We start from the raw sequence: 26,368 nt of genomic DNA, 5'->3' as shown, positions 1-26,368 counted from the left end.
GCCCGGAGGCCGAAGCCCCCGGGCACACCCCCCGCTCCCGCCCGGAACCGGCGCTCAGAACCCCGGCGGCTCCGTGTAGATGCCCCACTCGTCCCGCAGGGCGCCGCAGATCTCGCCGAGTGTGGCCTCCACCCGGACGGCGGCCAGCATCGGCTCGATCATGTTCGAGCCGTCCCGGGCGGCGGCGAGCAGCGCGTCCAGGGCCGTGGAGACGCGGGCGTCGTCCCTGGCGGCCCTGCGGGCCGTCAGTTCCTGGACCTGGTCGCGCTCCACCTCGTGGCTGACGCGGAGGATCTCCAGGTCGCCGGTGACCGAGCCGTGCAGGCAGTTGACGCCGACGACGCGCTTGTCGCCCTTCTCGACCGAGCGCTGGTACTGGAAGGCGGATTCGGCGATCTCGCCGGTGAACCAGCCGTCCTCGATGCCGCGCAGGATGCCCGATGTGACCGGGCCGACCGGGTGCTGACCGTCGGGGTGCGCCCGCAGGCCGCGCTCCTTGATCTGGTCGAAGATCTTCTCCGCGTCGGCCTCGATACGGTCAGTGAGCTGCTCGATGTACCAGGAGCCGCCCAGCGGGTCCGCCACATTGGCGACGCCCGTCTCCTCCATCAGCACCTGCTGGGTCCGCAGGGCGATCTCGGCCGCCTGCTCGCTCGGCAGCGCCAGCGTCTCGTCCAGGGCGTTGGTGTGCAGCGAGTTGGTGCCGCCGAGCACCGCGGCGAGCGCCTCGACGGCGGTCCGTACGACGTTGTTGTACGGCTGCTGCGCGGTCAGCGAGACCCCGGCCGTCTGGGTGTGGAAGCGGAGCCACTGCGCCTTGTCGGTCCGCGCCCCGTAGACGTCCTTCATCCAGCGCGCCCAGATCCTGCGCGCCGCGCGGAATTTGGCGATCTCCTCGAAGAAGTCGACGTGCGCGTCGAAGAAGAAGCTCAGGCCGGGCGCGAAGACGTCCACGTCGAGCCCGCGGGAGAGGCCCAGCTCCACATAGCCGAAGCCGTCGGCGAGGGTGTACGCCAGCTCCTGCGCGGCCGTCGCGCCCGCCTCGCGGATGTGGTACCCGGAGACCGAGAGCGGCTTGTAGGCGGGGATGGAGGCGGCGCAGTGCTCCATCAGGTCGCCGATCAGCCGCAGATGCGGCTCGGGCTGGAAGAGCCACTCCTTCTGTGCGATGTACTCCTTGAAGATGTCGGTCTGGAGCGTGCCGTTGAGCACGGCCGGGTCGACGCCCTGGCGCTCGGCGGCGACCAGGTACATGCAGAAGACCGGGACGGCGGGCCCGCTGATCGTCATCGACGTGGTGACGTCGCCGAGCGGGATGTCCTGGAAGAGGAGTTCCATGTCGGCGGCCGAGTCGATGGCGACCCCGCAGTGGCCGACCTCGCCGAGCGCCTTCGGCTCGTCCGAGTCGCGGCCCATCAGCGTCGGCATGTCGAAGGCGACCGAGAGTCCGCCGCCGCCGTTGGCGAGGATCGTCTTGTAGCGCTCGTTGGTCTGGCGGGCGTTCCCGAACCCGGCGAACTGCCTGATCGTCCAGGTGCGGCCGCGGTAGCCGGTGGGGTGCAGGCCACGGGTGTACGGATACTCACCGGGCCAGCCGATCCGCTCGAACCCCTCGTACGTGTCACCGGGCCGCGGCCCGTACACCGGGTCAACCGGGTCCCCGGACAGTGTGGAGAAGTCGGCGTCCCGCTTGCGGGCCTTGTCGTACCTGGCCTGCCAGCGGCGGCGGCCCTCTTCGATGGCGTGAGCGTCCATACCCATGAATTTACTAGGACGTCCAAGTATCTGTCGATGGCAGACCGCCCGCACATCGTGCGGGCGGCGGGATTACGCCTTGGCGGCCACCGGGGCCGGCTGGGTGATCCGGGGCTCCAGCTCGCGGGAGATCTTCCGCTCGACGAAGAAGGCCGCGGTGGGGACCGTGCCGGCCAGCAGCACCCAGATCTGCTTGGTCACCGGCCACTTCGCCTTGGATCCGAGATCGAAGGCGAAGATCAGGTAGACCACGTACAGCCAGCCGTGCGCGATGCCGACGATGCTGACGAAACCGGTCGCCCCGTTGATGTCCAGCAGGTACTTGGCGATGACGCCGAGGGTCAGCAGGACCAGCAGCACACCGGTGACGTAGGCCATCACGCGGTAGCGGGTCAGCACGCTTCGTTTCATGGAGTCGAGCGTATCGGGGCGCTATGGGCGATCTTCGGCGGGGTTGCCCTTGCGCCGCCCGGCCTCCTGGGACCCGTGGCGCCGCCCTTACTCCTCGAAGTCGTCCGCCGCCACCCGCAGCGGCCTGAGCATCTCGAAGATCTCGCCGCAGCCCTGCGCGTCGTACGCGGAGAGCCCGAACTCCATCTTCATCAGATCCGCGCTGGCCGCCTCGACGACCTCACGGCCCTTGTCGGTGATGGAGGCCAGCGTGCCGCGCCCGTCGTTGGGGTTGGGGCGCTTGTCGACCAGTCCCGACCTGACCAGCCGGTCGACCGTGTTCGTCACCGATGTGGGGTGCACCATCAGCCGCTCACCGATCTTGGACATCGGCAGTTCGCCCGCCTTGGAGAAGGTGAGCAGCACCAGCGCCTCGTAGCGCGCGAAGGTCAGCCCGTACGGCTTGACGACCGCGTCGACCTCCGCGAGCAGGATCTGGTGGGCGCGCATGATCGAGGTGATGGCGGCCATCGAGGGCACGGGTCCCCAGCGCTGCTGCCAGAGTTCGTCGGCGCGCGCGATGGGATCGAAGGCAAGGCTGAGCGGCTTCGGCACGGCATCGACCCTACCGGCCGGTCATATGACGGTCAGCCCCGTCTCGCCCTTCGGTCCGTGCACCCGGGGCGGCCCCTGCCGCACGGCGTCGGTACGGCAGGGAGCGCACCGGTCAGGGCGCCAGGTGCCGCTCGACCGTTTCGACCTTGGACGTCAGGCCGTCGGTGACCCCCGGCCTGATGTCCGCCTTGAGTACGAGCGAGACCCGGGGCGCACGCGCCTCGACGGCCTGGACGGCGCGCCTGACGACATCCATCACCTCGTCCCACTCGCCCTCGACGGAGGTGAACATGGCGTCCGTACGGTTCGGCAGACCCGATTCGCGTACGACGCGGACCGCGTCGGCGACGTACTCGCCGACGTCCTCACCCACGCCCAGCGGGGAGACCGAGAAGGCGACGATCATGACGTCTCCACCACGCCCTCGCGGCGCGCGCGGGAGGCGATGACCGCGTTCTCCGCCTCGCGGCGCAGCTTGCGCTCCGCGAAGAAGCCGCCGGTGGGCAGCACCGACAGGACGAAGTAGAGGATGCCGGTCCCGGCGGACCACTTGGCGCGGTTCCAGGCGTCGGCCCAGAAGATCACGTACAGCACGAAGAGCACGCCGTGCACCATGCCCATGACCGGCACCGCGTTGAAGTCCGTGGTCCGCTTCAGGACCGAGCAGACGAGCAGCAGCAGGAAGGAGACCGCCTCGGGGGCGGAGACCAGGCGGAGGCGGCGGATGGCGGATGCGGTCTTGATGTCCACGGAGGAAACCTTCGGCAGCGGGCGGCGTAAACAGGACCGTGCGCGCTGTCGATCACACGCACGCGTGATCTTGTGAAAGTGCGCACAAACTCGGAACCATTGTGGCAGCCCCGCATATCAGGGCTCTTTCAGGGTGCGTCTACACCCCGGGAACCCTGTGCGCACCCCCGGTGGACCGTTACCTTCGGACCGTGGCTCAGTTCCGACTCCAAGGCAGCAGGATGCTCGCCGTCGACCTGACGGGTGACAGCGTCAGAGCGAAGAACGGCGCGATGGTCGCCTACGACGGCCAGATGACCTTCAAGAAGATGACCGGCGGCGGTGAGGGGCTCCGCGGGATGGTGACCCGGCGTCTGACCGGCGAACAGATGAGCGTGATGGAGGTGCGCGGCAAGGGCACCTGCTACTTCGCCGACCGCGCCACCGAGATCAACCTCGTCACCCTGCACGGCGAGAAGCTCCATGTGGAGGCGAGCAACCTGCTGTGCACCGACGCCGGGCTGCGCACCGGTACGACCTTCACCGGGCTGCGGGGCGCGTCCCAGGGCAACGGCCTGTTCACCACCACCGTCGAGGGGACCGGGCAGGCCGCGGTGATGTCGGACGGGCCGGCGGTCGTGCTGCGGGTCTCCCCGCAGTACCCGCTCCTGGTCGACCCGGGCGCGTACATCGCCCACACCGGCGACCTCCGGCAGCACTTCCAGACCGGTGTCAGCTTCCGGACCTTCATGGGCGAGGGGTCCGGGGAGTCCTTCCAGATCCGGTTCGAGGGCGAGGGGCTCGTCTATGTGCAGCCCAGCGAGCGCAGCACGTTCGGGGGTGATGTCTGATGCCGTTCACCGAGATCAACTCGAAGATGGTCGAGGCCACGGTGGTACCCGGCCAGAAGCTCTACAGCCAGCGCGGGGCGATGCTCGCCTACCGGGGCGATGTGACCTTCACGCCGGACATCGGGGGCGGCCAGGGCGGTGTGATGTCCATGATCGGGCGGCGGGTGGCCAACGAGGCGACGCCGCTGATGACCGTGGAGGGCAGCGGCACGGTGATGTTCGGGCACGGCGGCCACCACATCCAGGTGATCTCGCTGGCCGGCGACACCCTGTATGTGGAGGCGGACCGGCTGCTCGCCTTCGACGGTTCGCTCCAGCAGGGCACGATGTTCATGGGCTCGCAGGGCGGGGTGATGGGGATGGTGCGCGGCCAGGTCACCGGACAGGGGCTGTTCACCACGACGCTCAGGGGCCATGGCTCGGTGGCGGTGATGGCGCACGGCGGGGTCGTGGAGCTGCCGATCACCCCGCAGGGGCCGGTGCATGTGGATCCGCAGGCGTACGTCGCCCACCACGGGGACGTACGGAACAGGCTGTCGGCGGCGCTCGGCTGGCGGGAGATGGTGGGGCGCGGCTCGGGCGAGGCGTTCCAGCTGGAGCTGTCCGGCAGCGGCGCGGTCTATGTGCAGGCATCGGAGGAGAAGCTGTGACGGGACCGGTGGTCCATGACCCGATGACGCTGCCGGCCAACGACAACGTCAACAAGTACACCTTCTGTGTGGAGCTCACCGGTACCCGGTGGTTCCTGCAGAAGGGCAAGATGATCGCCTACTACGGGCGGATCGACTACAGCGGCTTCGGCAACGGCCGCTTCGACCAGCTGCTGCGCAGCAGCTTCCACTCCCCGCTGCACGCCGCGGACTGGGTGGTGGCGGAGGGCTCGGGCAAGATGCTGCTCGCCGACCGCGCCTTCGATGTGAACTCGTTCGACCTGGAGGACGGCAACCTCACCATCCGCGCGGGGAATCTGCTGGCGTTCGAGCCTTCGCTGTCGCTGAAGCAGTCGATCGTGCCCGGCTTTCTGACCCTGCTCGGTACGGGGAAGTTCGTGGCCGCGTCGAACGGCCCGGTGGTCTTCATGGAGCCGCCGATCCGGGTCGACCCGCAGGCGCTGGTGGGCTGGGCGGACTGCCCCTCGCCGTGTCATCACTACGACCACGCCTATATGACGGGGGTGCTGGGCGGGATCCGGTCGTTCACGGGTTTCGGGGGCGTCTCGGGCGAGGAGCACCAGTTCGAGTTCGTGGGGGCCGGCACGGTGCTGCTCCAGTCGACCGAGGAGCTGCTGCCCGAGCAGCCGACCGGTTCCGTACCGAACGAAGCGGGCATTCCGGGTGGACAGGGGCCGCGTTCCGGCCAAAACGGCCCAGGATCGCGCTTTCCCGGCCAGGTCGGGGATCTTCAGCGCCGCTTCGGGCTGTGAGCGATAGCCTGCGGAGTGTAACGTCGAACACCTGAACCCCCTCCCCGCGCCCGGCGCATACGCCGGTCCGGATCAGTGGCGCGGCCGGGTCCGCGACCGTGCGGCGCGGTGTGCGCCGGGAGGCAACCCCCCACAATTGTCCAATATTCAACTTCTTAGGTAGAATTCTCATCATGGAGACCGAGACGGCCACCCGCTGGCTGACCGACGCCGAGCAGTGCGCATGGCGCACCTATCTGGACATGCACAGGCTGCTGTCGTACCAGATGGAGAAGGACCTTCAGCCGTTCGGCCTGACGATGAACGACTACGAGATCCTGGTCAATCTCTCCGAGGCCGAGGAGCGGCGGATGCGGATGAGCGATCTCGCCGCCGCCACCCTCCAGTCGAAGAGCCGCCTGTCGCACCAGATCACCCGGATGGAGAAGGCCGGACTGGTCCGCAGGGAGAACTGCGAGTCGGACCGGCGCGGGCTCTTCGCCGTCCTCACCGATCTGGGCGGCGAGACCATGCAGAAGGTCGCACCGCACCATGTGGCGTCGGTCCGCAGACACTTCATCGACATGCTGACGCCCGAGGCGCTGGCCGACCTGCGCGAGTCGCTGAAGCCGGTCACCGATCAGCTGCGGGGGCTCCGCAAGGGGTAGGACCCGTCCGGCGGTTCACATCCGTCGGGCGGATCACACCTCCCCCCCACGGATCACACCTGTCGCGGGTCACACCTGTCCCGCGGATCACCGTGCCCGGCCGCGCCCCGCGTACGTCACCGTCACCGTGCCCGGCCGCGCCCCGCGTACGCGTCGAGACGCTCCTCCCGCGAGGTGAGACAGCAACTCGCACACCGCACCGCCTCCGCACTGGTGTAGAAGAGGCAGCAGGTGGAGCGCAGGTACACCAGCCGTTCCCGCCCGGTCGCGGCCGTCACCCGCGCCACCTCGCCCAGGGCGCCGAGACCACCGGGCGCTCCCTGCGTGAACCGCCGCCAGCGCTCGGCGAGCAGGCCGGTCTCCGCGCCGTACGCGCAGAGCGCGGTGGCGCACCCGTGGGCGACCCCGCCGCGCAACTGCCGTGCCCCCGCCCGGGTCCGCCTGTGCAGCGCGTCGGCCAGCGGCAGCAGATGCCCGTCGAGGACGGTGCGGTGCAGCAGCCGTACGGGCTCCTCACCGTCCGCGGGGGCGAGCAGCCGGGCCCGGCGCACCCGGACCCCGTCGATGCCGTGGGCCCCCGGCCGCAGCAGCACATTGCCGGAGCCGAGATCGGGCACCTCGTCGTAGAGCGCCCAGTGCAGCACGGCGGCAGCGGTGACCCGGCCCGCGTACACCGCCATGACGGTCAACGCCGTGGCGTGGGCCGTGCGATGGCCGCTGCCGGTGCGTTCGGCCTCCAGCAGCCGGCCCAGCTCGTCACTGGACGGATCCGCGAGCCGGTCGGCCGCCAGCCACCGTCCGGCATCGGCGGCGGGCGGCTCGCCCTCGGCGACCTGCCAGCGCGGGCCGAACGGAAGCGGGTCCCAGGGCTGTGTCCCGTCGTTCATGACGTCGGGTGGTAGAAGACGTGCGGGGCTCCGGTGACCGGGTGCGCACCGATCCGCGACCGTACGCCGTACACCTCATCCAGCATCTCCTCGGTCAGGACGTCGTCCGGGGCGCCGGACGCCACCAGCCGCCCGCCGCTCAGCACGAACAGCCGGTCGCAGTACGCGGCGGCCAGGTTGAGATCGTGCAGGACGAGGAGGTTGGTGGTGCCGAGCGAGCGTGCGAGCGCGAGGATTTCCAACTGGTAGCGGATGTCCAGGTGGTTGGTCGGCTCGTCCAGGGCGAGCAGCCCCGGCTCCTGCACCAGGGCGCGGGCGATCAGCGCCCGCTGGCGTTCCCCGCCGGACAGCTCGTCGAACCGCCGCCCGGCATACGGGCCCGCCCCGACCCGGTCAAGCGCGGCATCGATCCGCTCCGCGTCCTCGGCGCCGTCCTGTTCCCAGAACCGTTTGTGCGGGCTGCGGCCCATCGCCACCACCTCGCGGACGGTGAGTCCGAAGGAGCCGGGGCTGTCCTGCGGGACGACGGCGATCCGCCGGGCCCGCTCCTTCACTCCGAGCCCGGCCGCGTCCCCGCCGTCCAGCAGGATCCGTCCGGATGCGGGACGCAGCGCCCCGTACACACAGCGCAGAAACGTCGTCTTGCCGCTGCCGTTGGGCCCGACCAGGCCGACCGTCTCACCGGGCCGGGCGTCCAGGGACACCCCGTCCAGGAGGGCCCGGCCCCCGGCCTCGTAGCCGATCGCCTCCGCCGTCAGGGCGGCCGGTGCCGTGCTCATCCGGTGATCCCCTCCGTACGGGACGAGCGGCGCAGCAGCCACAGGAAGAACGGCCCGCCGACCAGCGCCGTGACCACGCCCGCGGGAATCTCCTCGGGTGCGGCCACCGTGCGGGCCAGCAGATCGGCCAGCAGCAGGAAGACCGCCCCGCCCAGCGCGGTGACCGGCAGCAGCCTGCGATGGCCCGCCCCCACCACCAGCCGGGCGGCGTGCGGGACCATCAGCCCGACGAAGCCGATCGCCCCGCTGAACGCCACCAGCACCCCGATGATCAGCGAGACCCCGATGAAGACGGCGCCCCGGAACCGGCCCGGATCCAGGCCCAGGCTGCGTGCTCCCTCCTCACCGGCGAGCAGCAGGTCCAGCGGTCTGGCCAGCGCGATCAGCACCACCGCGCCGACGGCCAGCACCCCGGCGGGCAGCGCCAGTTCGTCCCAGCGGGCCCCGCCGAGACCGCCCAGCGTCCAGAACATGATGGCGCGCACATGCTCGGCCTGCGCGGAGAGCACCAGGACGAGGCTGGTGAGCGCGGACAGCACGTACTGGATCGCCACTCCGGCCAGGATCAGCCGCCCCGTCGTCATCGTCCCGCCGCGCCTGGCCATCGCGTACACCGCGACCAGCGCCGCCATCGAGCCGATGAACGCGGCGGCCGGCAGCGCCACGGTCGCCGCGGCCCCCGTGCCGAGGCCGAAGACGATGACGAGCACCGCCCCGGCCGACGCCCCCGAGGAGGCGCCCAGCAGAAAGGGATCGGCCAGCGCGTTGCGCACCAGCGCCTGGAGGACCGCCCCGGACAGCGCGAGCCCCGCCCCGACGACGGCCCCGAGCACCACCCGGGGCAGCCGCACGTCCCACACGATCGTCGGATACGCGCCGCTCCGCTCGCCGCCCAGCACCACCCGGAGCACCTCGCCCGGCGGGATGCGCACCGGGCCGAGCGCCAGTCCCGCCACCGCCGTCGCGAGCAGCACCACGGTGAGCACACCGGTCACGACGGGCATCGAACGCAGCACACCCGAGGCCGGAGGATGCGGCCGGGCCTTGGTCCCGGCCCTCATCCGGCGTCGGGGTGCAGCTGCGCGGCCAGGTCCCCGACGGCGTCAGCGACGCGTACGCCGAGGACGGCCGACGACAGCGGCAGCACCGCGAAACGCCTGTTCCTGATGGCGGGGACGTCCTTGAGGGCGGGATCGCCGAGCAGCCGCTTCTTCTTCGCCGCGACGCTGGTCCCGCCGTAGTCGTAGACCACGACGACCTGGGGCCTGCGCTTGATGACCTGCTCCCAGGAGACATCACCGAAGCTCTTCCCCAGATCGGCGAAGACGTTGGTGCCGCCCGCCAGTGACACGATCTCGTTGCCGATACCGCTGCCGCCCGCCGTGAACGCCGAGCTGTCCCCCGAGTCGTACACGAAGACCGAGGGCCGGTCCGCCCCCTTGAGCTTCGCCTCGACGGCCGCGATCTTCTCCTTCTGCTCCGCGATCAGCTTCCGGCCGCGGCCGGGAACGCCGAAGGTCCGCGCGACCTGGGTGATCTCGGTGCTGAGCTGACCGAGGCCGACCGGGCCGCCGGTGCAGTTCTCGATATTGAGCCGGGTGTTGATGCCCGACTTCTGGAGCCCGGCCCGGTCACGGCCCTGGGCCTTGTCGAAGGCGCTGGCGTAACCGCCGTAGACGAAGTCCGGGTTGGCGCCGAGGAGGGTCTCCCGGGACGGGTACTCCTTGGCGATGACCTTGGTCTTCGCGTAGTCGGCGCGGTACCGGGGAAGGACCTTGTCGTCGAGGTAGGCGGTGCCCGCGATCCGGTCCCGGAGTCCGAGGGCCAGCATGAGTTCCGTCGCGTGCTGGTTCATCGTGACGGCCCGCTTCGGGGGCGCGTCGAAGGTCGTCCTGGTCCCGCAGTTGTCGACCGTGTACGGGAATCCGGCGGGAGCTTTCGCGCCCCTGTCCGCGCCCGTGTCCTGCGTGGAGCCCGCCCCGCAGCCGGCGAGCGGCAGCAGGATCAGGGGTATGAGCGCCAGTGCGGCGCGCGACGTCCGGGGGTTACGGGGCATGGCCGGGCCTCTCCGGGGGATGTCCTCGTCCCCAGGTCGTACGGAGAAGGCGGCGCGGGAAGTGTCTGGCTTCCGGGCCGCGAGGCCCGGTCACAGTGGCGGGACCGTACCGGAATCGCACCGGTTTCCTTCACCGCACCGCCTGGGTTCGCGCTCAGTGTGTCAGACGCCGCCAGGGCCGCTCCCCTTGGCTGCCCGGGCCCGCGGAGCGTCCTGGGCGGGCGGGGTGTCCTGGGTCCGCGGGGCGTCCCCGGTCCGCGGGGCGGGCAGGTCCAGGGCGAAGGCGGCGCCGTCGCCGACGGTGAGCGTCCCGCCGTGCCGGTGCGCGACATCGCGGGCGATGGCCAGGCCGAGACCGGCGCCCCCGTCGTCACGGGTCCGGGCGTCGTCGAGCCGTACGAACCGCTCGAAGATCCGTTCACGCTCCGCGGGCGGCACCCCGGGGCCGTCGTCCGCGACCTCCGCGACGAGCCGGCCGTTCCGCTCCCGTACGCAGACCTCGACGCCCGAGCGCGCGTGCCGCTGGGCGTTGTCCAGGAGGTTGCCGATCACCCGCGCCAACTGCCCGCGGGATCCCTCCACTTCGAGCCCGTTCGCGGCGTCGACCGTCACCGGCACCCGGCCCCCGTGCCGCCGCGAGACCTCCTCGCGCACCAGCTCCCCCAGGTCGATCCGCGCCGCACCGGGCCGCTCCCCCGCGTCCAGGCGGGCGAGCAGCAGCAGATCGGCGGCCAGTTGCTGGAGCCGTACAGTGTCCATGACCGCGCCCTCGACGTCGAGCAGCTCCGGGTGCGCGGCGCCGACCTCCAGCTGGGTGCGCAGACTCGCGATGGGGCTGCGCAGTTCGTGGGAGGCGTCCGCGACGAACCGCCGCTGCCGGTCGACGGAGCGCTCCAGGGCGGTGAGCGTCTCATTGGTCGTACGGGCCAGCCGGGCCACCTCGTCGTGCGAGCCGGGCTCCGGGACCCGCCGGCCGAGGTCCTCGGACGCGGTGATCGCCGCCATCTCCCGCCGGATCCCCTCGACGGGGCGCAGGGCGCGCCGGGTCACCAGCCAGGTGACGCCCGCGACGACCAGCAGGAGGGCGGGCAGCCCGATGAGCATCGCGCCGCGGAGCGTGCTGACGGCGCTCTGCTCGGTGGTGAGCGGGGCGCCCGCGTAGACGATCAGGGTGTCGTCGCTGCCGTTGGTCACCTCGACCGCGGCGAACCGGTAGTCGGCGGTGTCACCGTCCACGGTCGCGGTGCCGGAGCTGAAGTGGGGGTCGTCGTGCGAGACCTCACCGCGCGGCGGATCGTCGCCGCTGCCGTGGTCGTCATCGTCGTCGTCGCTCTTGTCGTCGCTCTTGTCGTCGCTCTTGCCGTGGCTCTTGTCGTCGCCATGGTCGTCGTCGTGCTTCGACTCGGCCGGCGCCGGATGCACCGCGGTGGTCGCCGTCCCCGTCACGGCGTCCAGATCGTCACTGGCGGCGCGCAGTCCGCCGTGCTCGGTGACCACCTGCACCGGGTTCTCGTCGGAGTCGGGCAGATGGAGTTTGCGGTACGGGACGTCGAGCGCGACCTGCGATGCGATGTTCTGGGCGACGACCTCGGCGCGCAGATCGGTCTGGCCCGTGAGGTTGGACCGCAGGACGCTCAGGAGCGAGAGCCCCGCGGCGACCAGCGCGACAGCGACGACGGCCGTCGCGCCCAGCGCCGCCCTGGCCCGTACGGAACCGAGCAGGCGCCTCATTCGGCGACCAGACGGTACCCCGCGCCGCGCACGGTCTGGATGAGTCCGGCGCCCAGCTTGCGGCGCAGGGCGCTCACGTACACCTCGACGATGTTCGGGTCGCCCTCGTAGGCGAAGTCCCAGACGTGCTCCAGGATCTCCGGCTTGCCGACCACTTCGCCCTGGCGGACGGCGAGTTGCTCCAGGACCGCGAACTCCTTCGCCGTGAGGGCGACTTCGGTGCCCGCGCGGTGCACCCGGCGGGTGGCGGTGTCGACGGTGAGGCTGCCCGCGGTGAGCACGGGCGACGGCCGCCCGGCCGCGTGCCGGCGGAGCAGCGCCCTGATCCTGGCGACGAGGACCACATAGGAGAACGGCTTGGTGAGGTAGTCGTCGGCCCCGGTGTCGAGCCCCTCGGCCTCGTCGTACTCGCCGTCCTTGGCCGTCAGCATCAGGATGGGCACGTCGTTGCCCGCCGCCCTGAGCGCCGCGCAGACCCGGTAGCCGTTCATCCCGGGCAGCATGATGTCGAGCACGACCAGGTCGTACGGGCCCTCGCTGGCCAGGTGCAGCCCTTCGAGGCCGTCGTGCGCGACATCCACGGCGAAACCCTCGGCGGTGAGTCCGCGGGCGAGGGACACCGCGAGCCGCTTCTCGTCCTCCACGATCAACAGGCGCATGGGGACAGCCTCCCAAATCCATGCTGAAGGGATCTTCAGGGGGCTTCAGGCTGCGTTCAGCAGGCCCGCGGCAGATTGGGAGCTGTCCGAAGCAGCCGGGACGGCAGAACCGGCCGGACCAGCCACCGCACTCGCCTCCTGGAGGTACTCACTCATGAAGCGCAACTACGTCATCGCCTGCATCGCCGCCGCGGCCCTGGCCGCGGGCGGCACGGCCACCGGGGTCGCCCTCGCGGACGGCGGCTCGGGCTCCGCACCGCACTCGGCCGCGACGGCGGCTTCCGCGAAGGCTGCCCCGACGGCCGGGCGGTCCGCACCGGACACCGGCAACGCGTCGGGAGCGGCGGCGGGCTCCAGCGGCCCGGCCACCGTCGACCAGGTGATCCGCTCGGCCCAGGCATCCGAGCCGGGCACGGTCACCTCCGCCGAACTGGACCACGGCCGCTGGGAGGTGGACCTCTACGGCAAGGACAAGGTCTGGCACGAGATCCATCTGGACCGCACCACCGGCAAGGTCACCTCCTCGCGCCAGGACGGCGGCGACCAGGACGACCGCAAGGGCGCCCCCGTCACCGCGGTCCACGCCGCCTCGGTGGCCCGCGGCGCCGTCCCCGGCACGGTCACATCGGTCGAGCTGGACAACGGCCGCTGGGAGGCCGAGGTGACCGCCCACAACGGCACCCGGCACGAGGTCTACATCAACCTGAGCACCGGCAAGGTCATCTCCGAACACCAGAACCGCCACCAGCACGACGACGACCAGGACGACGACTGAGCCGGAGCACATGCGGAGGGACGGGGTCCGCGGAGCGGCGGGCGGGGTCAAAGCGCTGGGCGGACTCCAGCGGCCCCGGCCCGGCGAATCCGCCCCCGGGGTTCAGTCCGACAAGCCCTCAGCACCTGGCGCCCCGCCGGCCCCAGCCGCCCCCTCCGTCACCGCTTCCACCAGGGTGTCCGCCGCCGCGTAGGGGTCCAGGGTGCCGGTGACGATGCGGTCGGCCAGGGCGTCGAGGCGGTCGTGGCCGCGCAGGTCGCCGATGCGTTCGCGCAGGGCCGTCACCGCGATCGTCTCGACCTCGTGTGCCGCGCGTGCCCTGCGGCGTTCCGCCAGGACGCCGTGCTCCTCCATCCAGGCCCGGTGCTTCTCCAGCGCCTCGACGACCTCTTCGACACCCTCGCCGCGCGCCGCCACCGTCTTCACGATCGGCGGGCGCCAGTCGCCCGGGGTGCGCGCCTCGCCCAGGCCCAGCATGTGGTTGAGCTCGCGCGCGGTCGCGTCGGCGCCGTCCCGGTCCGCCTTGTTGACGACGTACACATCGCCGATCTCCAGGATCCCGGCCTTGGCGGCCTGGATCCCGTCGCCCATCCCGGGGGCCAGCAGCACCACCGACGTGTCGGCCTGCGAGGCGATCTCCACCTCGGACTGGCCGACGCCGACCGTCTCCACCAGCACCACATCGCACCCCGCGGCGTCCAGCACCCGGATCGCCTGCGGGGCGGCCCAGGCGAGGCCGCCCAGATGGCCTCTGGTCGCCATGGAGCGGATGTAGACGCCCGGGTCGGACGCGTGCTCGGACATCCGGACCCGGTCGCCGAGCAGCGCGCCCCCGGAGAACGGCGACGAGGGGTCGACCGCGAGCACACCGACCCGCTTGCCGGCCCGCCGGTACGCCGAGACCAGCGCCGATGTCGAAGTCGACTTGCCGACCCCCGGCGAACCGGTCAGCCCGACGACGTACGCGCCGCCGGTCAGCGGAGCCAGCCGTGCCATCACCTCGCGCAGCTGCGGGGACGCCCCCTCCACCAGGGAGATCAGCCGGGCGACGGCCCTCGGCCTGCCCTCACGGGCCTGTCCGACCAGGGTGGGGACGTCCATGTCCACGTTCACAGCTCCGCTCAGTTCCGCTCAGTTCTGATCAGTTTCGCCGGGCCGATGCCGTATCCGGTCGGTGCCCTATCCGGCCGATGCCGTCTCCCGCCGGATACGGCACCCGGCCCCGGCCCGTACGCGGCCGGTCCCGTACCCGCACGGACCCGTACCCGGGTGCCCGTCGCAGCCCCGGACCGGTCCCGCTCCGCTCCTACCTGGGTACGCGCACGATCAGGGCGTCGCCCTGCCCGCCGCCGCCGCACAGCGCCGCCGCGCCGACCCCGCCGCCGCGCCGCTTCAGCTCCAGCGCGAGGTGCAGGACCACCCGGGCGCCGGACATCCCGATGGGGTGGCCGAGCGCGATGGCACCGCCGTTCACGTTCACCTTTTCCGGCGAGACGCCGAGGTCCTTCATTGACTGGACGGCGACGGCCGCGAACGCCTCGTTGATCTCGACGAGGTCGAGGTCCTCGACACCGATGCCCTCCTTGCCCAGCGCGTGCCGGATGGCGTTCGACGGCTGGGACTGGAGGGAGTTGTCGGGGCCCGCCACATTGCCGTGCGCGCCGATCTCGGCGATCCAGTCGAGACCCAGCTCCTCCGCCTTGGCCCTGCTCATCACCACGACCGCGGCGGCGCCGTCGGAGATCTGCGACGAGGTGCCCGCGGTGATCGTGCCGTCCTTGGTGAAGGCCGGGCGCAGCTTGCCGAGCGACTCCGCCGTGGTCTCGGCCCTGATGCCCTCGTCCTGCGAGAAGAGGACCGGGTCGCCCTTGCGCTGGGGGATCTCGACCGGCGTGATCTCGGCCTCGAACAGGCCGTTCTTCTGCGCGGCGGCGGCCCGCTGGTGGGAGGAGGCGGCGAAGGCGTCCTGCGGGGCGCGCTCGATACCGAGGCGGGTGTTGTGCTTCTCGGTGGACTCACCCATCGGGATGGACTCGAAGGAGTCGGTGAGGCCGTCGTACGCCATCGAGTCGAGCATCTCGACCGCGCCGTACTTGTACCCCTCGCGGGACTTGGGCAGCAGATGGGGCGCGTGGGTCATGGACTCCTGGCCGCCGGCCACCACCACGTCGAACTCACCGGCGCGGATCAGCTGGTCGGCCAGGGCGATGGCGTCCAGCCCGGAGAGACAGACCTTGTTGACGGTGAGCGCGGGGACGTTCATCGGGATGCCCGCCTTGACGGCGGCCTGGCGTGCCGGGATCTGCCCTGCCCCGGCCTGGAGCACCTGCCCCATGATCACGTACTGCACCTGGTCCCCGCCGATACCGGCGCGCTCCAGCGCCGCCTTGATCGCGAAACCGCCGAGATCGGCGCCGGAGAAGGACTTGAGCGAACCGAGAAGCCGGCCCATCGGGGTCCTGGCTCCGGCGACGATCACGGAGGAGGTGCTGCTGTTCGTTCCAGACATGAGGCGCGGCCCCTTGGAAGAGAGTGAACGAGTGGGGGTCGGGGGGTGTCCCCCCGGAAGGAGGTGCACTCGAATGTACTGAGCGGTCCGCCGCTCGTCATCGCCCCGCCCATGTGATCGCGCGCACGTTGCGTAACCGGGTGTCTCCACGCTGCACTGGGGGAATGCTGACGCGAATCGACCACATCGGAATCGCCTGCTTCGACCTCGACACGACTGTCGAGTTCTACCGGGCGACGTACGGCTTCGAGGTCTTCCACACCGAGGTCAACGAGGAGCAGGGCGTGCGGGAGGCCATGCTCAGGATCAATGAGACATCCGACGGCGGCGCCTCCTATCTCCAGCTGCTGGAGTCCGTCCGCGAGGACTCCGCGGTGGGCAAGTGGCTCGCGAAGAACGGCGAGGGCGTGCACCACATCGCGTTCGGGACCGCGGACGTGGACGGTGATTCCCAGGATATTCGGGACAAGGGCGTCCGTGTGCTGTACGACGAGCCGCGCACCGGATCGATGGGCTCCCGCATCACGTTCCTGCACCCCAAGGACTGCCACGGGGTGCTGACGGAACTGGTCACGGCCGCCGCCGGGCACGGAACGGCGGAGGAAGCGGACCCCCCGGCCCCGAAGGAGCACTGACCTCCGGATACCCGGGCCGGTAGAGTGGGCGGCTCCGGTCCGGGGCCGGATCGGGGCCTGTGACCCATGCCTCGTCGTTGATCTGACACCATTCCCCCGGGGGCCCGTCATCACCGAGACGGCGGCGCTCGAACGGGAAGAGTGTGTTGCGACCAGGGGACGGATGGGACCGCGCAGTGCGGGGCTACGAACGCCAGGAGAGCCACCGGGCTGAAGACGACCATCTTTCGCGGTTCGAGGCCGAGATGGACCGGCTGAAGACCGAGCGGGAGAAGGCCGTACAGCACGCCGAGGACCTCGGTTACCAGGTCGAGGTCTTGCGTGCCAAGCTCCATGAGGCGCGCCGCAGTCTGGCGTCCCGTCCTGCCTACGACCAGGCGGACATCGGCTACCAGGCCGAGCAGATGCTGCGCAACGCGCAGGTGCAGGCCGACCAGTTGCGCACCGACGCCGAGCGCGAACTGCGCGAGGCACGCGCCCAGACGCAGCGCATCCTCCAGGAGCACGCCGAGCACCAGGCCAGGCTCCAGGCCGAGCTGCACAGCGAGGCGGTCACCCGGCGCCAGCGCCTGGACCAGGAGCTGGCCGAGCGCCGGCAGACCGTCGAGTCGCACGTCAACGAGAACGTGGCCTGGGCCGAGCAGCTGCGCGCCCGGACCGAGGCCCAGGCGCGCAGGCTCATGGACGAGTCACGCACCGAGGCCGAACAGTCCCTGAGCGCCGCCCGCGCCGAGGCCGAGCGGCTGGTCACCGAGGCCCGTCAGCGGCTCGGCTCCGAGGCCGAGTCGGCCCGCGGTGAGGCCGACGCCCTCCTGCGCCGGGCCCGCGCCGAGGCGGAGCGGCTGCTCACCGCCGCCTCCACCCAGGCGCAGGAGGCCACCACCCACGCCGAGCAGCTCCGTACGTCCACGGCAGCCGAGTCCGACGAGGCCCGCCAGCGGGCCGCCGAGCTGAGCCGCGGCGCCGAGCAGCGGGTCCAGGAGGCCGAGCGCGCCCTGCGCGAGGCGCGGGCGGAGGCCGAGAAGGTACTCGCCGAGGCGAAGGACACGGCGGCCAAGCAGCTCACCACGGCCGAGTCGGTCAACGAGCAGCGCACCCGCACCGCCAAGGCCGAGATCGCCCGCCTGGTCGGCGAGGCGACCAAGGACGCGGAGGCCCTCAAGGCGGAGGCCCAGCAGGCTCTTGAGGACGCGCGCGGCACCGCGGAGCGGATGGTCACCGAGGCGGGCGACAAGGCCCGTACGACGGCGGCCGAGGACACCGCGGCCCAGCTGGCCAAGGCCGCAAGGACCGCCGAGGAGATCCTGACCAAGGCGTCCGACGACGCCAGGTCGACCACCAGGGCCGCTGCCGACGAGGCCGAGCGGATCAGGCACGAGGCGGAGGCGGAGGCCGCGCGGCTCAGCGACGAGGCCGCCGAGTCCGCCGAGCAGCTCAAGGGCGCGGCCAAGGACGACACCAAGGAGTACCGGGCCAAGACGGTCGAGCTCCAGGACGAGGCGCGCAGGCTCCGCGGCGAGGCCGAGCAGCTGCGGGCCGACGCGGTCGCCGAGGGTGAGCGGATCCGCGGCGAGGCCCGCCGGGAGGCCGTCCAGCAGATCGAGGAGGCGGCGCGGACCGCCGAGGAGCTGCTGGCCAAGGCGAAGGCCGACGCGGGCGAGGTGCGCGCGGCGGCGGACGCCGAGTCCGAGCGGGTACGCACCGAGGCCGTCGAGCGCGCCACGACGCTGCGCACCCAGGCCGAGGAGACCCTGGAGCGCACTCGTACCGAGGCCGAGCGGCTGGCCGCCGAGGCGGAGGAGCAGGCCGAGCAGACCCGTACCCAGGCCGAGGAGGCCGCAGGTGCGCTGCGCGAGGAGAACGAGCGCGGCATAGAGGCCCGCAGGGCCGAGGCGGCCGACGAGCTGGCCCGGCTGCACACCGAGGCCGAGGAGCGGCTGAGCGGCGCCGAGACGGCGCTGGCCGACGCCCGCACCGAGGCGCAGCGGCTGCGCAAGGAGACCGCGGACGAGACGGAGCGGCTGCGCACCGAGGCGGCCGAGCGGGTCCGGGCCCTCCGCGACCAGGCCGAGCAGGAGGCCGAGCGGCTGCGCGACGAGGCCGCGGCCGACGCCTCGCAGGCACGTGCCGAGGGCGAGAACATCGCCGTACGGCTGCGCAGCGAGGCCACCGCGGAGGCCGAGCGGCTCAAGTCCGAGGCGCAGGAGAGCGCCGACCGGATGCGCGCCGAGGCCGCGGCGGCGGCCGAACGGGTCGGCACGGAGGCGCAGGAGGCGCTCGACGCCGCCCAGGAGGAGGCCAACAGGCGCCGCAGGGAGGCCGACGAGACCCTGGCGTCGGCCCGTTCCGAGGCCGAGCAGGAGCGGGTCCAGGCCCGCGGCCAGAGCGAGGAGCTGCTGGCATCCGCGCGCAAGCGGGTGGAGGAGGCGCAGGCCGAGGCGGCGCGGCTGGTCGAGGAGGCGGACCGCAGGGCCGGCGAGCTGGTGTCGGCGGCCGAGCAGACCGCCCAGCAGGTACGGGACTCCGTCGCGGGTCTCCAGGACCAGGCCGAGGAGGAGATCACCGGGCTGCGTTCGGCGGCCGAGCACGCGGCCGAGCGGACCAGGACCGAGGCGCAGGAGGAGGCGGACCGGGTCCGCTCCGACGCGTACGCCGAGCGGGAGCGCGCTTCCGAGGATGCGAGCCGGATCCGCAGCGTCGCCCAGGAGGAGTCCGAGGCGGCCAAGTCCCTTGCGGAGCGCACCGTTTCGGAGGCGATCGCCGAGTCGGACAAGCTGCGCTCGGACACCGCCGAGTACGCCCAGCGGATGCGGACCGAGGCGTCCGACGCGGTGGCGTCGGCGGAGCAGGACGCCGCGCGCGCACGGGCCGACGCCCGCGAGGACGCCAACCGCATCCGCTCGGACGCCGCGGCCCAGGCGGACGCCCTGATCGCGGAGGCGTCGGGCGAGTCGGAGCGGATGCGGGCCGAGGCGGCCGAGACCGTCGGCTCCGCCCAGCAGGCCGCCGAGCGCATCCGGGTGGAGTCGGAGCGCGTCAGGGCCGACGCGGACGCCGCCGCCGAACAGCTGCGCGCCGAGGCCCAGGCGGAGTCCGACCGGATGCTGGACGAGGCCCGCGAGGTCGCGGCCAAGCGCCGGGCGGACGCGGCGGAACAGGCCGACCAGCTGATGTCGAAGGCCCAGGAGGAGGCGCTGCGCACCGCGACGGAGGCCGAGGCGCAGGCCGACACGATGGTCGGGGCGGCCCGCCAGGAGGCCGACCGGATCACCGCGGACGCGACCGTCGAGGGCAACAGCCTGGTGGAACGGTCCCGTACGGACGCCGACGAACTGCTCGTCGGGGCACGCCGGGACGCCACCGCCATAAGGGAGCGGTCCGAGGAGCTGCGGGACCGGGTGACGGCCGAGATCGAGGAGCTGCACGAGCGGGCCCGCCGCGAGACCGCCGAGCAGCTGAAGTCCGCGGGGGAACGCGTCGACAAGCTGCTGAAGGCCGCCGCCGACCAGCAGGCCGAGGCCGAGGCGAAGGCCAAGGAGCTGGTGGCGGACGCCGAGTCGGAGGCGGCCAGCGTCCGGATCGCCGCGGTCAAGCGCGCCGAGTCCCTGCTGAAGGAGGCCGAGCAGAAGAAGGCCGGTCTGATACAGGAGGCCGAGCGGCTCAAGGCGGACGCGGTGACCGAGTCGGACCATCTCATCGAGGAAGCCACCCGCGAGCACGATGTGCTGATGCGCCGTCGGGCTGACATCCAGGCAGAGATCTCCCGTGTCCAGGACGTACTTGAGGCGTTGGAATCCTTCGAGGCGCCGACCGGGGGCGGCAAGGCGGCGGACGGTGTCAAGGCGGGTGCGGCAGCCGGGGGAACTCGCACGAGTGGCAAGCCTTCTGATGGCTAGCCACTCAAAAGGCTGGACATTCTCCAGATCAAACGGGCATACGCTCGATGACACGCCGCCTCGGCCCCTAGGATTCCCTCTATCACCTCACCGGTCTCATTCGACAGGAACCCCATGAGCGACACTTCCTCCCCATTCGGCTTCGAGCTCGTGCGGCGTGGTTACGACCGCGGTCAGGTGGATGACCGCATTACGAAGCTCGTCGCCGACCGTGACAGCGCTCTGGCACGGATCACCTCTCTGGAAAAGCGCATCGAGGAACTCCACCTTGAGACGCAGAACGCGCAGGCCCAGGTCAACGACGCGGAGCCGTCGTACGCGGGTCTCGGCGCGCGCGTCGAGAAGATCCTCCGGCTCGCCGAGGAAGAGGCGAAGGACCTCCGTGAGGAGGCCCGCCGCGCGTCCGAGCAGCACCGCGAGCTCGCCGAGTCGGCCGCCCAGCAGGTCCGCAACGACGCCGAGTCCTTCGCCGCCGAGCGCAAGGCGAAGGCCGAGGACGAGGGCGTCCGGATCGTCGAGAAGGCCAAGAGCGACGCGTCCTCGCTGCGCTCCGAGGCCCAGAAGGACGCGCAGTCCAAGCGTGAGGAGGCCGACGCGCTCTTCGAGGAGACCCGCGCCAAGGCCGCCCAGGCCGCCGCGGACTTCGAGACGAACCTGGCCAAGCGGCGCGAGCAGTCTGAGCGCGATCTGGCCTCGCGTCAGGCCAAGGCCGAGAAGCGTCTGGCCGAGATCGAGCACCGCGCCGAGCAGCTCCGTCTGGAGGCGGAGAAGCTGCGCACGGACGCCGAGCGCCGCGCCCGTCAGACGGTGGAGACGGCTCAGCGCCAGGCCGAGGACATCGTGGCCGACGCGAACGCCAAGGCCGACCGGATCCGCAGCGAATCGGAGCGCGAGCTGGCGGCGCTCACCAACCGCCGCGACTCGATCAACGCCCAGCTGACCAACGTCCGCGAGATGCTGGCCACGCTGACCGGTGCCGCGGTGGCCGCCGCCGGTGCACCGGCCGACGAGGAGCCGGCCTCCCGCGGCGTCCCGGCGCAGCAGACCCGCTGAGCAGCAGTTTCGCCGACCGGTCGAGCCGCCGACCGGCGGTCTCGCCCACCGGCAGACCCGCTGACCGGCCGGTCGGGCCGCTGATACGTCGCCTCTCCCCCGGGGCCGCGTCTCCGCCACGTCCGGACTCGTACGCACCACAGCGCAGGCCCCCCGTCACTCCGGTGGCGGGGGGCCTGTCGTGCGCCTACCGTGTCCTGCGTGCTGCCCTCAGGATTCCGCGGCCGGGTCGGGGGCAGGGGGAAAGGCCAGGCGAATCAACGGACACGACGAGGCGGAACGTAGTGATCGAACTCTCGGGGCTGACCAAACGCTACGGCGAGAAGACGGCGGTCGACCAGCTGACCTTCAATGTGAGGCCCGGCATCGTCACCGGCTTCCTGGGGCCCAACGGCGCCGGCAAGTCCACCACGATGCGTATGGTCCTCGGCCTGGACAACCCCACGGGGGGAGACGTCCGGATCGACGGCAAGCACTACACAGACCTCAAGGACCCGCTGCGCCACATCGGCGCGCTGCTCGACGCCAAGAGCATGCACGGCGGGCGTACGGCCTACAACCATCTGCTCTGCCTCGCGCAGAGCAACGGCATCCCGGCCTCCCGGGTCGGTGAGGTGCTGGAGACCGTCGGTCTCTCGGCCGTGGCGAAGAAGCGCGCCAAGGGCTTCTCGCTCGGCATGGGGCAGCGGCTCGGGATCGCGGGGGCACTGCTCGGCGACCCCGAGATCCTGATGTTCGACGAGCCGGTGAACGGTCTGGACCCCGAGGGCATCCACTGGATCCGCAACCTCATGAAGTCCCTCGCAGGACAGGGCCGCACGATCTTCGTCTCGTCGCACCTGATGAGCGAGATGGCCCTCACCGCCGACCATCTGGTCGTCATCGGCCAGGGCAGGCTGATGGCCGACACCAGCATGGCGGAGTTCATCGCGGAGAACTCACGGTCGTACGTACGGCTGCGCTCCCCGCAGCAGGAGCGGCTCCGCGACGTGCTGCACGAGGCCGGATACAAGCCGGTCCCGGCGGGCGACGGCACGCTCGAAGTGGACGGCACAGCCGCCGCCGAGATCGGCGAACTCGCCGCCCGGCACCAGCTCGTCCTGCACGAGCTGAGCCCCCAGCAGGCTTCACTCGAAGAGGCGTTCATGCAGCTCACCGCGGAGTCGGTGGAGTACCACGCACACAACGGCGGCCAGGGCACCCCGGGCGCACCGCAGCAGCCGGGACAGCAGCAAGGACAGCCGGGACAGCAGCCCGGCTGGGGTCAGAACCCGCAGCAGCAGGGGTGGGGCCAGAACCCCCCGCAGAATCCCCAGCAGCAACCGCCCCGATGGGGCCAGAACCCGCAGAGGGGGGCCTGACCATGGCGGCCGCCCAGGTGATGAAGTCGGAGTGGACGAAGATCCGCTCGGTGCAGTCCACCGTCTGGACCCTGGCGTGTGCGCTGGTGGTGACGGTGGCGTTCGGGGCGCTCTTCAGCGCGCTCTCGAACTCGCAGTTCAGCAAGATGAGCCGTACGGACCAGCTCACCTTTGACCCGACGTCGGTGAGTTTCGCGGGGATCGTGCTCGGTCAGCTGGCGCTGATCGTCTTCGGGGTGCTCGTGGTCTCCAACGAGTACAGCACCGGAATGATCCGGATGTCGCTGGCCGCCGTACCGCAGCGGGCCACCTACTACATCAGCAAGATCACGGTGGCCACGGTCCTGGCGCTCGTCGTCGGTGTGGTGACGAGCTTCGCGACGTACTTCCTCGGCCAGGCGCTGCTGGGCAGCCACCGCTCCCACATCGGCGACCCCGGTGTGCTGCGCGCGGTGATCGGCGGCGCGCTGTACATGACCCTGATCACGATGTTCTCGATGGGCGTCGCCTCGCTGCTGCGCAGTCCGATGCTGTCGCTGGGCATCCTGATGCCGTTCTTCTTCCTGATCTCCAACATCCTGGGGAGCGTCTCCGCCACCAAGAAGGTCGGCGAATACCTCCCCGACCAGGCCGGAAGCAAGATCACCCAGGTGGTGTCGAGCAGTGGTGACGCACCGTACGGGCCGTGGGGCGGTCTCGGCATCATGGCGCTGTGGGTGGTGGCGGCGCTGCTCGCCGGCTATCTGCTGCTGAAGAAGCGCGACGCCTGACGGCTGTTCCCCGGTCCGGTGGCCGGTAGCCGCCGGTTCGCACGACTTGGCTGGAACCGTCAAGGGCTGGATATCCTCCTCACTCATACGGGGGTGTTCGGCCGAATGCGGCCAGGCCCCGACGACCCGCAGAACGTCGATGGGGCTGGAGAATGATCGAGGCAGTCGGCCTGACGAAGCGCTACGGCGCCAAGACGGCCGTGTACAACCTTTCCTTCCAGGTACGGCCCGGCATGGTGACCGGCTTCCTGGGGCCCAACGGCTCTGGGAAGTCGACCACCATGCGCATGATCCTCGGTCTGGACCAGCCGACCGCCGGCCATGTCACCATCGGCGGCCACCCCTTCCGCAAGCTGCCCAACGCCCCCCGGCAGGTCGGCGCACTGCTCGACGCCAAGGCGGTGCACGGCGGCCGCAGCGCGCGCAGCCATCTGCTGTCGCTGGCGCAGCTCTCCGGGATTCCGGCCTCCCGGGTGGACGAGGTGCTCGGTGTGGTCGGCCTCCAGGAGGTGGCCCGCAAACGCTCCAAGGGGTTCTCGCTGGGCATGGGGCAGCGCCTGGGGATCGCCGCCGCGCTGCTGGGCGACCCGCAGGTCCTGCTCTTCGACGAGCCGGTCAACGGACTCGACCCGGAGGGCATCCTCTGGGTCCGCAATCTGATGAAGTCCCTCGCCGCGGAGGGACGTACCGTCTTCGTCTCGTCGCACCTGATGAGCGAGATGGCCCTCACCGCCGACCATCTGATCGTGATCGGCCGGGGCCAGCTGCTCTCGGACCTGAGCGTCAAGGACTTCATCTCGCACAACTCGGCCGACTTCGCCCGGGTCCGCACCCCCGACGTGCCGCAGCGCGAGAAGCTGACGGCCACACTCACCGAGGCCGGCGGGCAGGTCATGCCGGAGCAGGACGGCGCGCTGCGGGTGACGGGGCTGCAACTGGCGCGGATCAGCGACCTGGCGCATGACGCGGACGTACGGCTGTGGGAGCTCTCCCCGCACCAGGCATCCCTGGAGGAGGCCTATATGCGGATGACCCAGGGGGCGGTCGACTACCGCTCAACGGCGGACGAGCTCTCCGGCTTCGCCCGGCCCGGCGACCCGCCCGCGGCGCCGCCCGAGCCGCCGCAGCAGGACTGGTACGCCCCGCCGCCGCCCGGCCGGAACCCGTACGCCGCTCCCCCGGCCGCAGCGCCGCCGTCCCCCGCTGCCCCTGCCGCCGCGCCCACGACCGGCCCCGCAGCGGCCTCCACCGGACCCGCGACGGCCCCCACCGCGCCGCCCGCCACCGGTACCGCCGCACCGCAGGCAGCCGCCCCCGCGCCCGCTCACGCCCCGAAGGACCCCCGATGACGTCCCCCGCTCCCGCGCCGTTCCAGCCGCCGCAGCAGCAGCCGCCCCAGCCATCGCGGGCACCGCACCGGGCACCGCACTACGTCTCCCCGATCCCGGTGACCGACGCGCACCTCGGGCACGCCATCGCATCGGAGTGGACGAAGATCAGGTCGGTCCGCTCCACGATGTGGACCCTCGGCGTGCTGATCGTGCTCGTCTTCGGCATCGGCCTGCTGTCCACGGTCGCCGTCAGAGCGACCGGTTCCGGTACCAGCATGCGCGGCACCCCGGTGCTGAGCATGGGCTTCTTCGGTGTGCTGCTGGGCTCCATGTGTGTCGTCACGCTCGGCGTGCTGACCGTGGCGTCCGAGTACGGCACCGGCATGATCCGCACCACCCTGACCGCCTGCCCGAGCCGGGCCCGGGTGCTCGCGGCGAAGGCGGTGGTCTTCTTCCTGCTGGCCTTCGTGATCCTGCTGGTGACGACCGCGCTGGTCGCGATGTTCCAGTACGCGATGCTCAAGGGGATGGGCGCCCGGACGCCGGACGTCGGGGAGTGGATCCGTGCGACGGTGGGCGTCAGCCTCTATGTCGCCCTGCTCGGTCTGCTGTCGCTGGCCGTCGGCTCGCTGATCCGCCACTCGGCCGGTGCGATCACGATCATGCTCGGGGTGCTGCTGCTTCCGCTGGTACTGGCCCTCTTCATGTTCGCGGACTCGCTCTCCTCGCTGCGCGAGAAGCTCTTCGAGTACTCAATTCCCAACCAGCTCAGCGCTCTCTACAACACCTCGGTCTCCAGCACGGGACCGTCCGGCTGGCAGCCGCTGTGGATCCTTCTCGCGGTGACGGCGGTGGTGTACGCGGGAGCGGTCGCCACGCTCAACAACCGCGACGTCTGAGGCCACCGGCCGCCGGGACCGGCCACCGGGACGCTGCGGGACGGCCACCGGGACACTGCGAGGCGGTCGTCAGGACAGCTGCCGGGCGGCAATCGGGACAGCCGCCGGCCGCCGGTCAGTACCGCGGTGCGTTACGGGACCGCTGCACCCGGGAGGTGCGGCGGTCCCTCGCGTTCCAGCAAGCCCGGTGCCAGTGCCTGCGGTCGTCGACCCCGCCGTACTCGGGCCAGGCCACCACATGCGGCACCCCCGAGGGGATCTCCTGGTCGCAGCCGGGACAGCGGTACCTCTTGCCCTGCGCACTCGCCCCGCTGACCATGCGGACCGACCACTCCTCGCCCTGCCATGTCTCGGCGCCCTGGAGGCCGAAACGGTCGGGACCACCACCCCCGCCGGCGGGCTCACTCGGCTTCTCGCCGCCACGGGGGCGGTTGCGGCGCGGGGACACGTAACACCTCACGGGGCAGAGCGGACAGTTTCTCGCTCTCTCCAGCCTACGGGCAGCGGAACGCCCCACCGGTACCGCTCACCGTGAGAATGTGAAGCCCCGGGCCCCGGCTTACCGGAAAATCACAACAACTTTGCGAAGGGCCGTGCCCTTGGCACGTGTCAGACGT

General features: G+C 71.4%; 26 protein-coding genes and 1 riboswitch. Of the genes, 12 read left to right on the top strand and 14 right to left on the bottom strand.

Translation table 11 applies throughout. From position 1 onward, the window contains the following. Nucleotides 1-54 precede the first annotated feature (54 nt). The 5 genes from ACWGKJ_RS04305 to ACWGKJ_RS04285 all read right to left on the bottom strand — a co-directional run bounded on the left by ACWGKJ_RS04305 (nucleotide 55) and on the right by ACWGKJ_RS04285 (nucleotide 3,510). Nucleotides 55-1,755, bottom strand: coding sequence for an acyl-CoA mutase large subunit family protein (locus ACWGKJ_RS04305; protein ID WP_385016758.1), 1,701 nt, complete (start codon nucleotides 1,753-1,755; stop codon nucleotides 55-57). Between the two features lie 72 nt (nucleotides 1,756-1,827). Then, nucleotides 1,828-2,166 carry a DUF3817 domain-containing protein gene (locus ACWGKJ_RS04300; RefSeq protein ID WP_385016755.1) on the bottom strand — a complete coding sequence of 113 codons (339 nt, stop codon included), beginning with the start codon at nucleotides 2,164-2,166 and terminating at the stop codon, nucleotides 1,828-1,830. A gap of 87 nt (nucleotides 2,167-2,253) precedes the next feature. Continuing rightward, nucleotides 2,254-2,760 carry a MarR family winged helix-turn-helix transcriptional regulator gene (locus ACWGKJ_RS04295; protein WP_385016753.1) on the bottom strand — a complete coding sequence of 169 codons (507 nt, stop codon included), beginning with the start codon at nucleotides 2,758-2,760 and terminating at the stop codon, nucleotides 2,254-2,256. Between the two features lie 112 nt (nucleotides 2,761-2,872). Further along, nucleotides 2,873-3,166: an MTH1187 family thiamine-binding protein gene (locus ACWGKJ_RS04290; RefSeq protein WP_385016751.1), complete on the bottom strand. Its 294-nt coding sequence runs from the start codon at nucleotides 3,164-3,166 to the stop codon at nucleotides 2,873-2,875. Beyond that, nucleotides 3,163-3,510 (bottom strand): DUF3817 domain-containing protein, encoded by a 348-nt coding sequence (locus ACWGKJ_RS04285; RefSeq protein ID WP_385016748.1) that lies wholly within the window; start codon nucleotides 3,508-3,510, stop codon nucleotides 3,163-3,165. The genes ACWGKJ_RS04290 and ACWGKJ_RS04285 overlap by 4 nt, the downstream gene beginning before the upstream one ends. Before the next feature lie 191 nt (nucleotides 3,511-3,701). On the opposite strand from ACWGKJ_RS04285, the gene ACWGKJ_RS04280 reads away from it, so the two are divergent. From ACWGKJ_RS04280 to ACWGKJ_RS04265, 4 genes are all read left to right on the top strand, one after another. Beyond that, on the top strand, nucleotides 3,702-4,340 hold the full coding sequence (locus ACWGKJ_RS04280) for an AIM24 family protein (RefSeq protein ID WP_385016746.1): 639 nt from the start codon (nucleotides 3,702-3,704) through the stop codon (nucleotides 4,338-4,340). Beyond that, the gene (locus ACWGKJ_RS04275) at nucleotides 4,340-4,990 is read left to right on the top strand and encodes an AIM24 family protein (protein WP_385016744.1); all 651 of its coding nucleotides are present in this window, start codon (nucleotides 4,340-4,342) and stop codon (nucleotides 4,988-4,990) included. The genes ACWGKJ_RS04280 and ACWGKJ_RS04275 overlap by 1 nt, the downstream gene beginning before the upstream one ends. Then, a complete protein-coding gene (locus ACWGKJ_RS04270; RefSeq protein ID WP_385016741.1) occupies nucleotides 4,987-5,763 on the top strand; it encodes an AIM24 family protein in 777 nt (258 codons plus the stop codon). Before ACWGKJ_RS04275 ends, ACWGKJ_RS04270 begins: the two co-directional genes overlap by 4 nt. 173 nt (nucleotides 5,764-5,936) lie before the next feature. Then, nucleotides 5,937-6,410, top strand: coding sequence for a MarR family winged helix-turn-helix transcriptional regulator (locus tag ACWGKJ_RS04265; protein WP_385016739.1), 474 nt, complete (start codon nucleotides 5,937-5,939; stop codon nucleotides 6,408-6,410). A 122-nt stretch (nucleotides 6,411-6,532) separates the two neighbouring features. Here the strand turns inward: ACWGKJ_RS04265 and ACWGKJ_RS04260 are convergent, their stop codons facing one another. The 6 genes from ACWGKJ_RS04260 to ACWGKJ_RS04235 all read right to left on the bottom strand — a co-directional run bounded on the left by ACWGKJ_RS04260 (nucleotide 6,533) and on the right by ACWGKJ_RS04235 (nucleotide 12,522). Continuing rightward, entirely contained in the window at nucleotides 6,533-7,297 is a 765-nt protein-coding gene (locus ACWGKJ_RS04260) for a (2Fe-2S)-binding protein (protein WP_385016736.1), read from the bottom strand. Beyond that, nucleotides 7,294-8,076 carry an ABC transporter ATP-binding protein gene (locus ACWGKJ_RS04255; RefSeq protein WP_385016733.1) on the bottom strand — a complete coding sequence of 261 codons (783 nt, stop codon included), beginning with the start codon at nucleotides 8,074-8,076 and terminating at the stop codon, nucleotides 7,294-7,296. Before ACWGKJ_RS04255 ends, ACWGKJ_RS04260 begins: the two co-directional genes overlap by 4 nt. Further along, nucleotides 8,073-9,080, bottom strand: coding sequence for a FecCD family ABC transporter permease (locus tag ACWGKJ_RS04250; RefSeq protein WP_385016731.1), 1,008 nt, complete (start codon nucleotides 9,078-9,080; stop codon nucleotides 8,073-8,075). Before ACWGKJ_RS04250 ends, ACWGKJ_RS04255 begins: the two co-directional genes overlap by 4 nt. A gap of 53 nt (nucleotides 9,081-9,133) precedes the next feature. After that, entirely contained in the window at nucleotides 9,134-10,132 is a 999-nt protein-coding gene (locus ACWGKJ_RS04245) for an ABC transporter substrate-binding protein (RefSeq protein ID WP_385016728.1), read from the bottom strand. Between the two features lie 39 nt (nucleotides 10,133-10,171). Further along, nucleotides 10,172-10,285, bottom strand: a riboswitch (cobalamin riboswitch). Between the two features lie 9 nt (nucleotides 10,286-10,294). Further along, nucleotides 10,295-11,863, bottom strand: coding sequence for a sensor histidine kinase (locus ACWGKJ_RS04240; RefSeq protein ID WP_385016725.1), 1,569 nt, complete (start codon nucleotides 11,861-11,863; stop codon nucleotides 10,295-10,297). After that, a complete protein-coding gene (locus ACWGKJ_RS04235; protein ID WP_385016723.1) occupies nucleotides 11,860-12,522 on the bottom strand; it encodes a response regulator transcription factor in 663 nt (220 codons plus the stop codon). The genes ACWGKJ_RS04240 and ACWGKJ_RS04235 overlap by 4 nt, the downstream gene beginning before the upstream one ends. Before the next feature lie 154 nt (nucleotides 12,523-12,676). Here ACWGKJ_RS04235 and ACWGKJ_RS04230 point away from each other — a divergent pair, with 154 nt between their 5' ends. Further along, nucleotides 12,677-13,297 (top strand): PepSY domain-containing protein, encoded by a 621-nt coding sequence (locus ACWGKJ_RS04230; protein WP_385016721.1) that lies wholly within the window; start codon nucleotides 12,677-12,679, stop codon nucleotides 13,295-13,297. 102 nt (nucleotides 13,298-13,399) lie between these two features. On the opposite strand, the gene meaB is transcribed toward ACWGKJ_RS04230, so the two are convergent. Next, nucleotides 13,400-14,398 (bottom strand): methylmalonyl Co-A mutase-associated GTPase MeaB, encoded by a 999-nt coding sequence (gene meaB / locus ACWGKJ_RS04225; RefSeq protein ID WP_385017078.1) that lies wholly within the window; start codon nucleotides 14,396-14,398, stop codon nucleotides 13,400-13,402. Between the two features lie 205 nt (nucleotides 14,399-14,603). Beyond that, nucleotides 14,604-15,806: an acetyl-CoA C-acetyltransferase gene (locus ACWGKJ_RS04220; RefSeq protein WP_385016719.1), complete on the bottom strand. Its 1,203-nt coding sequence runs from the start codon at nucleotides 15,804-15,806 to the stop codon at nucleotides 14,604-14,606. 164 nt (nucleotides 15,807-15,970) lie between these two features. Here ACWGKJ_RS04220 and mce point away from each other — a divergent pair, with 164 nt between their 5' ends. The 7 genes from mce to ACWGKJ_RS04185 all read left to right on the top strand — a co-directional run bounded on the left by mce (nucleotide 15,971) and on the right by ACWGKJ_RS04185 (nucleotide 25,751). Next, nucleotides 15,971-16,441, top strand: a complete 471-nt coding sequence (gene mce / locus ACWGKJ_RS04215) for a methylmalonyl-CoA epimerase (protein WP_385016716.1) — start codon at nucleotides 15,971-15,973, stop codon at nucleotides 16,439-16,441. Between the two features lie 176 nt (nucleotides 16,442-16,617). Further along, nucleotides 16,618-20,337, top strand: coding sequence for a polarized growth protein Scy (gene scy / locus ACWGKJ_RS04210; RefSeq protein WP_385016713.1), 3,720 nt, complete (start codon nucleotides 16,618-16,620; stop codon nucleotides 20,335-20,337). A 114-nt stretch (nucleotides 20,338-20,451) separates the two neighbouring features. Further along, a complete protein-coding gene (locus ACWGKJ_RS04205; RefSeq protein ID WP_385016710.1) occupies nucleotides 20,452-21,390 on the top strand; it encodes a coiled-coil domain-containing protein in 939 nt (312 codons plus the stop codon). 284 nt (nucleotides 21,391-21,674) lie between these two features. Continuing rightward, entirely contained in the window at nucleotides 21,675-22,751 is a 1,077-nt protein-coding gene (locus ACWGKJ_RS04200; RefSeq protein WP_385016707.1) for an ABC transporter ATP-binding protein, read from the top strand. A 2-nt stretch (nucleotides 22,752-22,753) separates the two neighbouring features. Then, the gene (locus tag ACWGKJ_RS04195) at nucleotides 22,754-23,521 is read left to right on the top strand and encodes an ABC transporter permease subunit (RefSeq protein ID WP_385016706.1); all 768 of its coding nucleotides are present in this window, start codon (nucleotides 22,754-22,756) and stop codon (nucleotides 23,519-23,521) included. A 152-nt stretch (nucleotides 23,522-23,673) separates the two neighbouring features. Then, nucleotides 23,674-24,870 (top strand): ABC transporter ATP-binding protein, encoded by a 1,197-nt coding sequence (locus ACWGKJ_RS04190; RefSeq protein ID WP_385016702.1) that lies wholly within the window; start codon nucleotides 23,674-23,676, stop codon nucleotides 24,868-24,870. After that, nucleotides 24,867-25,751, top strand: a complete 885-nt coding sequence (locus tag ACWGKJ_RS04185) for an ABC transporter permease (RefSeq protein ID WP_385016700.1) — start codon at nucleotides 24,867-24,869, stop codon at nucleotides 25,749-25,751. Before ACWGKJ_RS04190 ends, ACWGKJ_RS04185 begins: the two co-directional genes overlap by 4 nt. A 115-nt stretch (nucleotides 25,752-25,866) precedes the next feature. Here ACWGKJ_RS04185 and ACWGKJ_RS04180 read toward each other — a convergent pair whose 3' ends face one another. Then, nucleotides 25,867-26,199: an ATP/GTP-binding protein gene (locus ACWGKJ_RS04180; protein WP_385017076.1), complete on the bottom strand. Its 333-nt coding sequence runs from the start codon at nucleotides 26,197-26,199 to the stop codon at nucleotides 25,867-25,869. Nucleotides 26,200-26,368: the final 169 nt, after the last annotated feature.

This window comes from Streptomyces sp. NPDC054757, from assembly GCF_053612185.1.
The sequence above is the reverse complement of the archived record's forward strand: the minus strand, read 5'-3'. Positions and strand labels throughout refer to the sequence as shown.

Coding starts and splice junctions, on each gene's coding strand:
- ACWGKJ_RS04305 (WP_385016758.1), bottom strand. CDS start 1,755: ATGGACGCTCACGCCATCGAAGAGGGCCGCCGCCGCTGGCAGGCCAGG.
- ACWGKJ_RS04300 (WP_385016755.1), bottom strand. CDS start 2,166: ATGAAACGAAGCGTGCTGACCCGCTACCGCGTGATGGCCTACGTCACC.
- ACWGKJ_RS04290 (WP_385016751.1), bottom strand. CDS start 3,166: ATGATCGTCGCCTTCTCGGTCTCCCCGCTGGGCGTGGGTGAGGACGTC.
- ACWGKJ_RS04275 (WP_385016744.1), top strand. CDS start 4,340: ATGCCGTTCACCGAGATCAACTCGAAGATGGTCGAGGCCACGGTGGTA.
- ACWGKJ_RS04265 (WP_385016739.1), top strand. CDS start 5,937: ATGGAGACCGAGACGGCCACCCGCTGGCTGACCGACGCCGAGCAGTGC.
- ACWGKJ_RS04260 (WP_385016736.1), bottom strand. CDS start 7,297: ATGAACGACGGGACACAGCCCTGGGACCCGCTTCCGTTCGGCCCGCGC.
- ACWGKJ_RS04255 (WP_385016733.1), bottom strand. CDS start 8,076: ATGAGCACGGCACCGGCCGCCCTGACGGCGGAGGCGATCGGCTACGAG.
- ACWGKJ_RS04250 (WP_385016731.1), bottom strand. CDS start 9,080: ATGCCCGTCGTGACCGGTGTGCTCACCGTGGTGCTGCTCGCGACGGCG.
- ACWGKJ_RS04245 (WP_385016728.1), bottom strand. CDS start 10,132: ATGCCCCGTAACCCCCGGACGTCGCGCGCCGCACTGGCGCTCATACCC.
- ACWGKJ_RS04240 (WP_385016725.1), bottom strand. CDS start 11,863: ATGAGGCGCCTGCTCGGTTCCGTACGGGCCAGGGCGGCGCTGGGCGCG.
- ACWGKJ_RS04235 (WP_385016723.1), bottom strand. CDS start 12,522: ATGCGCCTGTTGATCGTGGAGGACGAGAAGCGGCTCGCGGTGTCCCTC.
- ACWGKJ_RS04230 (WP_385016721.1), top strand. CDS start 12,677: ATGAAGCGCAACTACGTCATCGCCTGCATCGCCGCCGCGGCCCTGGCC.
- meaB (WP_385017078.1), bottom strand. CDS start 14,398: ATGGACGTCCCCACCCTGGTCGGACAGGCCCGTGAGGGCAGGCCGAGG.
- ACWGKJ_RS04220 (WP_385016719.1), bottom strand. CDS start 15,806: ATGTCTGGAACGAACAGCAGCACCTCCTCCGTGATCGTCGCCGGAGCC.
- mce (WP_385016716.1), top strand. CDS start 15,971: ATGCTGACGCGAATCGACCACATCGGAATCGCCTGCTTCGACCTCGAC.
- ACWGKJ_RS04205 (WP_385016710.1), top strand. CDS start 20,452: ATGAGCGACACTTCCTCCCCATTCGGCTTCGAGCTCGTGCGGCGTGGT.
- ACWGKJ_RS04195 (WP_385016706.1), top strand. CDS start 22,754: ATGGCGGCCGCCCAGGTGATGAAGTCGGAGTGGACGAAGATCCGCTCG.
- ACWGKJ_RS04190 (WP_385016702.1), top strand. CDS start 23,674: ATGATCGAGGCAGTCGGCCTGACGAAGCGCTACGGCGCCAAGACGGCC.
- ACWGKJ_RS04185 (WP_385016700.1), top strand. CDS start 24,867: ATGACGTCCCCCGCTCCCGCGCCGTTCCAGCCGCCGCAGCAGCAGCCG.